The organism is Virgifigura deserti (genome assembly GCA_003576685.1).
Taxonomy (GTDB): Bacteria; Pseudomonadota; Alphaproteobacteria; order Dongiales; family Dongiaceae; genus Virgifigura; species Virgifigura deserti.
Window position 1 is genome coordinate 697309 of record QOZR01000001.1, and the last position, 10353, is coordinate 707661.

Annotated in this window: 10 protein-coding genes; 2 read left to right on the forward strand and 8 right to left on the reverse strand. The window is 63.6% G+C overall.

From position 1 onward, the window contains the following. Positions 1–21 precede the first annotated feature (21 nt). The 4 genes from rfbA to rfbC all read right to left on the reverse strand — a co-directional run bounded on the left by rfbA (position 22) and on the right by rfbC (position 3547). Positions 22–900, reverse strand: a complete 879-nt coding sequence (rfbA, locus tag DT069_RS03395; RefSeq protein ID WP_119458827.1) for a glucose-1-phosphate thymidylyltransferase RfbA — start codon at positions 898–900, stop codon at positions 22–24. Further along, positions 897–1814, reverse strand: coding sequence for a dTDP-4-dehydrorhamnose reductase (gene rfbD / locus DT069_RS03400; protein WP_119458828.1), 918 nt, complete (start codon positions 1812–1814; stop codon positions 897–899). The genes rfbA and rfbD overlap by 4 nt, the downstream gene beginning before the upstream one ends. Next, positions 1814–2902: a dTDP-glucose 4,6-dehydratase gene (rfbB, locus tag DT069_RS03405; RefSeq protein ID WP_425449963.1), complete on the reverse strand. Its 1089-nt coding sequence runs from the start codon at positions 2900–2902 to the stop codon at positions 1814–1816. The genes rfbD and rfbB overlap by 1 nt, the downstream gene beginning before the upstream one ends. 90 nt (positions 2903–2992) lie before the next feature. Then, positions 2993–3547, reverse strand: coding sequence for a dTDP-4-dehydrorhamnose 3,5-epimerase (gene rfbC, locus DT069_RS03410; protein ID WP_425449964.1), 555 nt, complete (start codon positions 3545–3547; stop codon positions 2993–2995). A gap of 287 nt (positions 3548–3834) precedes the next feature. Here rfbC and DT069_RS03415 point away from each other — a divergent pair, with 287 nt between their 5' ends. Beyond that, positions 3835–4860 (forward strand): glycosyltransferase family 2 protein, encoded by a 1026-nt coding sequence (locus DT069_RS03415; protein WP_119458831.1) that lies wholly within the window; start codon positions 3835–3837, stop codon positions 4858–4860. Between the two features lie 16 nt (positions 4861–4876). Continuing rightward, positions 4877–5818, forward strand: a complete 942-nt coding sequence (locus DT069_RS03420; RefSeq protein WP_162912952.1) for a glycosyltransferase family 2 protein — start codon at positions 4877–4879, stop codon at positions 5816–5818. A 7-nt stretch (positions 5819–5825) separates the two neighbouring features. Here the strand turns inward: DT069_RS03420 and DT069_RS03425 are convergent, their stop codons facing one another. From DT069_RS03425 to DT069_RS24870, 4 genes are all read right to left on the reverse strand, one after another. Further along, on the reverse strand, positions 5826–6695 hold the full coding sequence (locus DT069_RS03425; RefSeq protein WP_119458833.1) for an NAD-dependent epimerase/dehydratase family protein: 870 nt from the start codon (positions 6693–6695) through the stop codon (positions 5826–5828). A 114-nt stretch (positions 6696–6809) separates the two neighbouring features. After that, entirely contained in the window at positions 6810–8120 is a 1311-nt protein-coding gene (locus DT069_RS03430; protein WP_162912953.1) for a surface lipoprotein assembly modifier, read from the reverse strand. Between the two features lie 106 nt (positions 8121–8226). Continuing rightward, positions 8227–9129: a transferrin-binding protein-like solute binding protein gene (locus DT069_RS03435; protein WP_162912954.1), complete on the reverse strand. Its 903-nt coding sequence runs from the start codon at positions 9127–9129 to the stop codon at positions 8227–8229. A 548-nt stretch (positions 9130–9677) separates the two neighbouring features. Then, positions 9678–10013 carry a PEP-CTERM sorting domain-containing protein gene (locus tag DT069_RS24870; RefSeq protein WP_425449965.1) on the reverse strand — a complete coding sequence of 112 codons (336 nt, stop codon included), beginning with the start codon at positions 10011–10013 and terminating at the stop codon, positions 9678–9680. Between the last annotated feature and the right edge of the window lie 340 nt (positions 10014–10353).

Below are 10353 nucleotides of genomic sequence, written 5' to 3' on the forward strand. Positions count from 1 at the left end.
CCTTATCCCTGCGGCCGCGCATCAACCGTCGACCTCCTCCCGCACGATCCTCATCAGGTACTTGCCATAGGTCGTGTGCTTCAGCGGCTCCGCGAGGCCGGCGAGCTGCTCCGACCCGATGAACCCCTTTCGGTGAGCGATCTCCTCGACGCAGGCGATCTTCAGCCCTTGGCGCCGCTCCATCGCGCGGACGAACTCCGCCGCCTCGAGCAGCGATTCATGGGTTCCGGTATCGAGCCAGGCGAAGCCCCGCCCCATCTTCTCGACCCGCAGCGCGCCCATTTCAAGATAAGCCAGGTTCACGTCCGTGATCTCCAACTCGCCGCGTCCGGACGGCTTCACCCGGGCGGCGATGTCGACGACTTGGTTGTCGTAGAAATAGAGGCCGGTCACCGCCCAGTTGGATTTCGGCCTTTGCGGCTTCTCCTCGATACTGACCACCCGGCCGTCGGCATCGAATCCGAGCACGCCATAGCGCTCCGGGTCTTCGACCCAATAGCCGAAGACGGTGGCGCCCTCCGGCCGCTCCGCCGCATGCACCAGCATCTCGACCAGCCCGTGCCCGTGGAACAGGTTATCGCCGAGTACGAGGGCGCAGCGGTCATCGTCGATGAAGTCGCGGCCGATGATGAAGGCCTGCGCCAGCCCCTCCGGGCGCGGTTGTACGGCATAGGCAATAGTCATCCCCCATTGCGTCCCGTCGCCCAGAAGCTTGCGGTACAATGCGGCATCGTCCGGCGTCGTAATGACGAAAATGTCGCGAATGCCGGCGAGCATCAGGGTCGATAGCGGATAATAGACCATCGGCTTGTCATAGACCGGCAGAAGCTGCTTGCTGACCGCATGAGTTACTGGATGCAGCCGCGTACCTGCTCCGCCTGCCAGGATGATTCCCTTCATTGCCGTTTATCCCTTCCATCGGGTCCCAGCAATTCATCCAAGCACTCATCCAGCGCCGCGCGCCATAGCCGCGGGGTGATGCCGAAGGCGGCCGCGATGCGCCCGCAATCCAGGACGGAGTTTGCCGGCCGTCGCGCCGGCGTCGGGTAATCCAATGTTTCGATCGCCCGGAGGCGCGGCGTTGGAGCACCCCGGGCCGCGGCTGCGGCAAAGATCGCCCGCGCCAAGCCGTGCCAGGTGGTCAGCCCGGCGTTGCAGAAATGATAGGTCCCCCAGCGATCGAATCCATCGCCGACGGCGCGTTCCGCGACCGTCAGAATCGTCCGAGCAATGTCCGCCGCCGCGGTGGGACAGCCGGTCTGATCGTCGACGACTCCGATCTCCTCGCGCTCGCGGCCAAGACGGAGCATCGTCTTGACGAAGTTGTGGCGGAACGGGCTGAACACCCAGGCGGTGCGCAGAATCAGATGCTGATCCAACCGATCCCGAATGGCGCGTTCGCCGGCCTCCTTGCTTTCGCCATAGACGCCCAGGGGGCGGACCGCGTCCGATTCGGTATAGGCCGCGGCCTTGGTTCCGTCGAATACGTAATCGGTCGACAGATGAAGCAGCGGCAGGTCGCGGGAGCGGCACGCCTCCGCAATATAAGCGGCACCGTCGCGATTGACGGCGAACGCCTGCTCTCGCTCGCTTTCGGCGCGATCGACCTGGGTGTAGGCCGCCGCATTGACGACGAAACCGCATTGCGCGACCCCGATCGCACTGGCGATGGCGTCGGGCCGGGTGATGTCGAGGGCGTCGCGCCCCAGCCCCGTCACCGAGAAGCCGGCCGGCGGAACGGCTCGCATCAGCTCGCGCCCCACCTGCCCGTCCCCGCCGAGCACCAGAACGCGGATCCGCCGCTCGCTGCTCATTACGCGACCGGAAACGCCATGTCCGCGTGCGGCCGTTCCCCCAGGCCAAGCCGTTCGCCGCGATAACGCTCGGTCCGGATGCGGTTTGTCCAATTGGGATTTTTAAGATACCAGCGCACCGTCTGGCGCAGGCCGATTTCGAACGTATGGCGCGGCGCCCAGCCCAGCTCCCGCCGAAGCTTCGTCGCATCCATCGCATAGCGCTCGTCGTGACCGGGGCGGTCGGTGACGAAATGGATCAGATGCTCGTGCGGCCGATGCGGCGAGTTCGGCAGCAACTCGTCGAGGATCGCGCAGATCTGGCGGACGACGGCGATGTTCGACCGCTCGCAGTCGCCGCTCACATTGTACTTCTCGCCGATTCGCCCGTGCCGCAGAATCAGATGGAGCGCTTCCGCATGATCCTCGACATGGAGCCAGTCGCGAACGTTCTCACCGGTGCCGTAGATCGGCAGCCGTTCGCCTGCGACGGCGTTCAGGATCGTCAGCGGAATCAGCTTTTCGGGAAACTGGCGAGGGCCGTAATTGTTCGTACAATTGCTGATCACGACCGGCAGGCCGTAGGTCTTGTTCCAAGCACGCGCGAGATGATCGGCCGCAGCCTTGCTCGCGGAATATGGCGAGTTCGGCTGGTAGGGCGTTTCCTCGGTGAACTTGCCGGCCGCACCCAGGGTGCCATAGACCTCGTCCGTCGAGACATGGTGAAAGCGAAACGCGGCGCGCCGTCGCCCTTCGAGTGCCATCCAATATCGCCGCACGGCCTCGAGCAGCGTGTAGGTTCCGACGATGTTGGATTGGATGAAGGCGGCGGGGCCGTCGATCGACCGGTCGACATGCGACTCGGCGGCAAGATGCATCACCGCATCCGGCCGGTGTCGTGCAAACAAGCGGTCGAGCGCGGCGCTATCGCAGATATCGGTCTGCTCGAACCGGTAGCGCGGATGGCAGCTCGCCTCGTCAAGCGATGCCAGATCCGCTGCATAGGTCAGTTTGTCGAGGTTGATGACGGCGAAGTCGGTTTCGCCGATCAGATACCGAACAAGGGCGGAGCCGATGAACCCCGCACCGCCTGTAACGACGACCTTCACGGTTCTTTCCATCTCCCGGTCAGCTAGTGAACGAAGAAATGGCGGCCGAGGTTCCCTAATGGAACTCACCGGTAGTAATACCCCCGCCGATCAGCGGAACCATGTCGGAAGATCCCGCAGCCGCGGGAGTCGTCGGTCCTTCTCGGACAGGATGGCGCTCGCCTCCTCTACCGGCCAGTCGATCGCCAGATCGGGATCGTTCCACAACAGGCCGAGATCGTTGTCTCGGGAATAATACTGATCGACTTTGTAGAGAACCTCGGCTTCCGCCGTCAGGGTGCAGAAGCCGTGCGCGAAGCCGACAGGAATGAGCAGCTGGTTCCAGTCCTCCGCGCTCAGGATGGCGGCGACATGCCGCCCGAAGGTGGGGGAGCCTGCCCGCAGGTCGACGGCAACGTCGTAGATGGCGCCCCGGGTCACGCGCACCAGCTTGGTCTGGGCGAAGGGGGGACTCTGGAAATGAAGTCCGCGGACCGTGCCGCTGGCCGCCGACAGGGAGTGATTGTCCTGTACGAAATCGACGGTGATCCCGCTCGCGGCCAGCATCCGTTTGTTATAGGTCTCGGATAGGAACCCGCGTGTGTCGCCGTGCCTGACCGGCTGAATGAGCTTGATGTCCGGAATCGCCGTTCCGATGACTTTCACGCTTGTCGTTCCTGCGCGATATATGCTCAAGGCTCTCCTTACTAAGACTGCCTTCGTCCTCTCGGTCAAGATTCGAACGCAGCCTGGATCGATAGAAATACCGCGACCGGAGGACACAGGCATTGCTCTCTTCCGGAAGAGCGATTTCCGATCTATCCTTCCAAGAATTCCGCCAATTTTCCGGAGAACCTTCACACCGACAACAATGGTCTGATCCGATAAACCGACGGCGGCGCCTGAGTCTCGTTCACGCCGTCTTCTCCACCGTAGGAGCACGTCGCGCCGGCATGACCACGCCATCCGTCTGCGTCGTCATCGTCACCTACAACAACGCGCCGCATCTGGCCCGGTGCGTCGCCGACCTGTCGCAGCAGATTTACCAGGATTTCGAGGTCATCATCGTCGACAACGGATCGGGCGACGGCGCGATCGACGAGCTCGGAACGCTTCCGCCGAATTTCCGATTGCTGCGATCGCCTGAAAATTTGGGTTTCGCAAAAGCCAACAACTGGGCGGCGCGCAACACCCAGGCGGAATGGCTGGCGACGTTGAACGCCGACGCGTTTCCGGAGCCCGATTGGCTCGAACGGCTGAGGGCGGCGACGGATCGCCATCCCGATGCCCCGATGTTCGGCTCGACCCAGATCGACTTCCATCGGCCGGACCGGCTCGACGGCGCCGGGGACCTCTACCACGCTACGGGCCTCGTCTGGCGGAGCAAGGAGGGCCGGCCGGTGGCAGATGCCGCCGACGAGCAAGCTGCGTTCGGGCCTTGCGCCGCCGCCGCGCTGTATCGCCGCGACGCCTTCCTCGCGGCGGGCGGATTCGACGAGCGGTTCTTCTGTTATTGCGAAGACATCGATCTCGCCTTCCGCCTGCGCCTCGCCGGCGGTCGAAACATTCAGGTCGCGGAAGCCGTCGTCCGGCATGTCGGATCGGCAAGCGCCGGACGACGGAGCGATTTCAGCGTCTATCATGGCACCCGCAACCGGCTTTGGACCTTCGTCAAGAACATGCCCGGCCCCTTGTTCTGGCCGTTGCTGCCGGTTCATCTGCTCGCAAGCCTCATATTGCTGCTGCGCGCCGCGGGCCGGGGCTCGCTGAAATCGACATGGGGTGGGATGGCCCACGGCGTCCGCGGCCTCGGCCCGATCTGGGCGACCCGTCGCGAGATACAGCGCCAAAGGCGCGCCTCGACCCTGGACATCGCACGGGCGTTGCGATGGTCGCCCCTTGCTCCGTTCCGGCGCAGGACGATAGACGCCCCTGGCGCCGAATCATCGACATTCCGCCCCGGCTGCATAGGCTCTTGAGCGGATGGACGCCTCGATGGAAGCAGGCGTCAGCACGATCATGGTCAGCTATCACACGGGAGCCGTGCTGTTCGAGGCGATCGAGGGCGTGCTCGCACAGGATGCTCTTCGTGAATTGATCCTCGTCGATAACGGCAACCCGGATTCGATCCTCCGCGAAATTCACCGCCGCGCCGATCTCGATCCGCGGCTGGTCGTGATCTCGGGTCACGGCAATGTCGGATTCGCGGCCGGCTGCAATCTCGGCGCACGGCGCGCGGGCGGCTCCTTTCTCCTGTTCCTGAACCCTGATTGCCGCCTGCCTCCGAACGCGCTGCCGACGCTCCTTGCGGAAGCCGCACGTCGGCCGCGGCCCTGGATGCTGGGATGTCGGCTGGTCAATCCCGACGGCAGCGAGCAGCGCGGCGCGCGGCGCGAGATGCTGACACCCCGAACGGCACTGGCGGAGGTCTGCCGTCTCGATCGCCTGATGCCGGGCCGCTTCACACGGGTCAATCTGAACGACTTGCCGGTGCCGCGGCACGCCATATCGGTGCCGGTCATCAGCGGCGCCTGCATGATTCTGCCGACTGCGGACTACTGGCGGATCGGCGGCATGGACGAAGGATACTTCCTCCATGTCGAGGACATCGATTTCTGCCATCGCTTCCGCGCCGCCGGAGGCGAGATCTTCTTTGTTCCGCAGGTTTCGGTCCTCCACCACAAGGGAACCAGCGGCGCCGGACGACTGACGGTGGAGTGGCACAAGACCCGCGGCTTCATGCGGCATTTTCGGAAGAACTTCGACGGCACCCCGACGGCCTATAGGGCCGTGGTCAACGCTGGCATCCTCGCGCGCTTCGCTGTGATCACCGCGGGCATCGTCACGACCGCGTTCATCAACCGCCTCCGGGAACCACAAAGGCACAGAGGCACGGAGCTTGGCGTCTTCCTCTGTGTCTCCGTGCCTCTGTGGTGAGTCACCTTCATCCCGCCGGAAACACCGGGCGGAACGGCCGAGGATCGAATCGCAAAGCCTGTTGGGCCGGCCTTCCATCGAACGCAAGATCCTGATTCATCCGAGCGAGCAGCGCCGGACTATAACGCCCGCCATAGATCGGGCGCGCCGCGGCAAAGGCCATCCGCAGCAGGCTTCCCGGCACGGGAAGAATCGCCGGCCGCTGCCCGAGGCCGGAGAAAATGCGGCAAACCATCTCGCGGTAGGGCAGCGTCTCGCCGCCAGGGAGATTGAATGCCCGATCCCACGCATCCGGGTTGTCGATGGCCGCCACCATTGCTTGGGCGACGTCGTCGGCATGAACCGGCTGACGCAATCCGTTTCCTGGCCGGACGATGGGAAAGAAGCCGAACCGGCGGATAACCCGTGCGATCTCGCTGATATTCCTGTCCCGGCCCGGGTCGTAGATCAAGGTCGGCCGCAAGACCGTCCAGCTGCAGCCGGCGTTTCGGCAAAATTGCTGAACCCGTTCTTCGGCTGTCGCGATCCGCGCCACCAGATCGGCTTCGCGAGGGTCCGCGCTCGTCGCCTTGGAGAAGACGCTGGTCGTGCCGACCACGATGATGTGGCGTGCCGCCTCAAGGCTGGGAAGCGCATCGGACAACCGCCATAACGGCACCAGAGACAGGATTACGGTGCCCGCGGGCACGCGCCAGCCTCCCGGGCTCTGGATGTCCAGTCGGCGCCAACGGAACCCCGCCGGCATCGCCGCCTCATCGGTCGGCGGTCGTCGGCTGATAGCGTCGCCGAGGAAGCCCGCAACGGACAGACGCTCACAGAGATAGGGCCCGACGAGACTGGTGGCGCCGAGCACAACGGCGAACGGATGGCCTGACATTTCGCGTCCCGCGGCCGCTTCCTCGATTGTTCGATATCCCGGCCAAAGCTTGGCACCCGCCGACCGGCAAGTGCAAGCTCGGCATAACTCGATTCTCGTGCCCCCGGAGCCGTTTTAGAACTGCTGCGTAGCGCCGATCTCGATCTGGTGACGATCAAAATCGTAGAGATCGAGGCTCGAGTTGCGGCGGGAATAGATATAGCTGAGCTGCGGCGTGAAGCCGAACAGACTCCAACGGCGGTTCAGAAGGCTCACCCGCGCACGCAGTGAGCGGTCTTTTCGCACCTCGTCATAGGCGGCCGCTTTCTCGTCATAGTCGGTAAACGTGACCTCCGGCTGCAGGGTTGCCGTCCAGCCGTCCGGGAACTCGTGCAAATAGCCGATCCCCGTGCGCCAGGCGGTGTTCCGGAACACGTCGACGGCGGCGTCCTCGCGCGCCACGCCGGCCAGGAGACGGAGATAGCTGTTCGGCGTCAGCGCATAGACGGCGACGGCGACCGCCGTCGTCAGCGGCCCGCTCGCATCGTCGTTCCGGTCATAGGTGATTTCCTGGCGTTCGATCGCGCCGCCGAGGATGATGCGCTCGGTGAGGCGCCGGTTGGCCTCGATCCGGCCGCCGATCGCCCAGCTATAGGCCTCGCCGCCATACCAGCGCTTGTTCGCGGTCAGGAGAAGACTGACGTCGCCCTTCTCGATGGAGAAGCGGGGACCGGCATGGAACGAGGCGATGTAGTCGTCGAACGTGCCGCCGCTATATTCGGTGACGAAGGTCTGGGCACCGAGACGGATCTGCGTCCGCTCGGTGACGGGATGATAATACTGGCCGCCGAGCGTGCCCTTGAAGCCGACGCCCGAACGCTCGCGCGCATCCTTGGACAGGATGAAGGGACGCCCGAACAGCTCGACCGTCTCGATCGCCGGGCCGGCATTGATGTTGGTATCGGGCGCCAGCCCGACGCTGAGGTCGACGTGCCAGCCCTTGCGCTCGCGGATCGCGTCGAGGTAGCGGTTGACGTTGTCGACGACGGACTCCGGCATATCGCCCGCGAGCGCCAGACCGAACTGGTGCTTGGCGTTGTCGTCCTCGCCGTTCAGGAAGAACGCCCGGCCGAGCTCGAGCCGGACGCGCGGCAGCGCCGGGTCCCGGACCAGGATCGCCCGGAACCGCTCGATGGCGGTGTCATAGTCCTTCTGCGCCAGCGCGATCTGCCCGAGCAGGAAGTCGATATCGTTCGACCTCGGATAAGACCGCTCCAACTCGAGCAGCAGGTCCCTGGCGCGTTCGAACTCGCCGTCCCGCATCAGCGGGCCGACCTCCTGCAGCGCATGCAGGATGACGCCGCGCGTCGCGTCCACCTTTGGCGTGGCGCCGCTTGCGGAGGCTATCGTCAGCAGCCACGCAAGCACCCCCGCGAGGGCAAACATGATCGGCCTTCCTGGCATCGATGATCCTGCCTGTCGTGAACCGGGCCTGTCGGAACGGCGATTTCTGCTCTCAGAGATCCCGTGCCTGCGAGTCCTTCGCGACGGCTTACTGCGTCACCCCGAAAGCGCCGGTCGCCACGTTTCCAGAGGAATCCTCGAGGGTCCAGGCGCCGCCAGCTTCGTCAGCACCCGGTCCGAAGAACTTGCCCCCAACTACGCCGGAGGCGTCGTCGGCGAGCCCACCAGGATTGGTGTTAGCACCGCCCACGCTCGTCGTGCCGCTGAAGTCATTCGAGCCGGCGGCAATGGTGCCGCCGAAGTTCACGTCATTCCATGGCGAACTCGCTAGCGTTTCGACGTTCGTGGCGGTCGTGCCGGTGAAGTTTCCCGATACGTTGCCGGACCCAAAGTCCGCTGTCATCGCCGCGTTGCCGAGAAGATCGTAGGCGTCGCCGGTGCTATCCACAGCCACGCCGACCATTTTGCCAGTGTATGTCGCGGTTCCACTGGTCGGCATATCGCTCGGACGCGTCTCATAGCCGCCGACACCAACGCCGATGCCGACCTCGAGATCCGTTGGACCGCCGTTCGAGATGGCCCAGGCACCGAGTTCCATATAATCGAGGCCCGCCAGCACACCGTAGAGTTGGAGCACGACCTCCCTGCCGCTAACATTCTTCGTATAGGTGACGACACCGTTTTTCACAGTGCGGTGCGACCCATCGCGGAATTCGACGTCCATAAAGTTCTCGACCTTGAGACGCATGCCGTCCGCCAGCGGCGTAATGGATGCCTTCCGCGCGCCGGGCTCGCCCGTGATCTTCCCGCCGCCGTTGGCGTAATACCCTTGCGTCTGGAGAAGCGGGAACTCGGTGCCGTCCGGCGCATCGGCCAGCTTCGTTCCGTCATCTGCATATTGCGGGTCGTCCGACACCGGGATATTGCCGCCGAGAGCATCGCCCCCGCCGCTCCCGCCGCCACCGGCGCAGGCGCTCAGCGCGACGATCATCGCCGCAGCCGCGAGGCTCTCCAAAATGCGTTTCGATCTGATCATCCTGATCGCGCTCCTTCCTGCCCAGCGCCAGCATGCACCGGAGGCATGCTGGCCACTTCCTTCCTGGAATTCAGCCGATGGTCGCTCCGTTCAACTCCGGACGGCGCTCGCACCGAGCGAGCGAAAATAACCGCAGGCGTGAGTTAACTATTAATCTATGTAAAGAAACCAATCATATTTTAACTGAAACAATATATATCGAGTAAATACCATAAAACTTGGAAAACTTGAAGCCAATTTTCCAGCCTTAACTAAAGAGATTCTTCCCTGCCGACATTCGGGATCTGCTTGAACCCTGTTCAGGGTGGGTAGTCCGGGGCGATCTCGGCGGAATCCCCCGGAGTCGGAGACTCGCTTGCGGGGTCTCGATCGCCCGCACGAGCGGCATCCCGATCGCCGGCCTCGCGATGGCGCCCTCGGCCAACAGCGCGGCCCGCGCATCGCCGTCGAAATGAAAAACCCCGCCTACGTGGCGGGGTGTAGAGCGTTCCGGATATCGGGGCTCAGGCCGCTTTCCGCCGCCTCAGCACGGCCAAGCCGACAAGGCCCGCGCCAAGCAGCGCGAGCGTACCGGGCTCGGGGACTTGTGTCGGGTCATCGCCCACGATCGGTCCGGGCCCCTGCTCTCCGGGATTGGTTCCGAACATGGACCACATGGTGACCAGGATTCCGGTGAAGGCGTCGTCGGTCCCGGATGTGGAATTCCCGAGGTTCATCGGGGCGCCATCGACCGTCTTTTGACTGCTCTCCAGCACCGGCGTGGCTTCAGCGGAAACGTTCGTGAAGCTCAGCGGTATCAAAACCGCCAACGCGGCGGCCAGTGTTGATTTACGGATCATGTTAACCCCCAGGGTTTGCAGCGTCTCCAGAAGACATTGCAATTCCCGCGCCACAATGGTGAATAGTTTACACTACAACAACTTACGAAGAGGGCGACAGGGTCACAAGTGGGACTTGTCAAAAATTGTGACGGTTAACTTCGGCTTTCAGAATCAATCCGTGGCTGATTTCTTGCTAAAGACTATTAATTACTTAACGCTTCCGCAGATGTTCCCAAAGCCGGATAGTTCATATATGCCGGCTTGGCCCGAGAAATCGGAAATCGGGAATTCGGACATCAATGCGGAATAGAATGGGGAGAGGCCGAGGCCACCGCGGGGGGGGGGGGGGGGGGCCCTC

Bases quoted from the DNA above. Each gene is read 5' to 3' on its own strand.
- DT069_RS03435 (WP_162912954.1), bottom strand. From the start codon at position 9,129: ATGATCGTCGCGCTGAGCGCCTGCGCCGGTGGCGGCGGGAGCGGCGGG.
- DT069_RS24870 (WP_425449965.1), bottom strand. From the start codon at position 10,013: ATGATCCGTAAATCAACACTGGCCGCCGCGTTGGCGGTTTTGATACCG.
- DT069_RS03415 (WP_119458831.1), top strand. From the start codon at position 3,835: ATGACCACGCCATCCGTCTGCGTCGTCATCGTCACCTACAACAACGCG.
- DT069_RS03425 (WP_119458833.1), bottom strand. From the start codon at position 6,695: ATGTCAGGCCATCCGTTCGCCGTTGTGCTCGGCGCCACCAGTCTCGTC.
- rfbD (WP_119458828.1), bottom strand. From the start codon at position 1,814: ATGAGCAGCGAGCGGCGGATCCGCGTTCTGGTGCTCGGCGGGGACGGG.
- DT069_RS03420 (WP_162912952.1), top strand. From the start codon at position 4,877: ATGGAAGCAGGCGTCAGCACGATCATGGTCAGCTATCACACGGGAGCC.
- DT069_RS03430 (WP_162912953.1), bottom strand. From the start codon at position 8,120: ATGTTTGCCCTCGCGGGGGTGCTTGCGTGGCTGCTGACGATAGCCTCC.
- rfbA (WP_119458827.1), bottom strand. From the start codon at position 900: ATGAAGGGAATCATCCTGGCAGGCGGAGCAGGTACGCGGCTGCATCCA.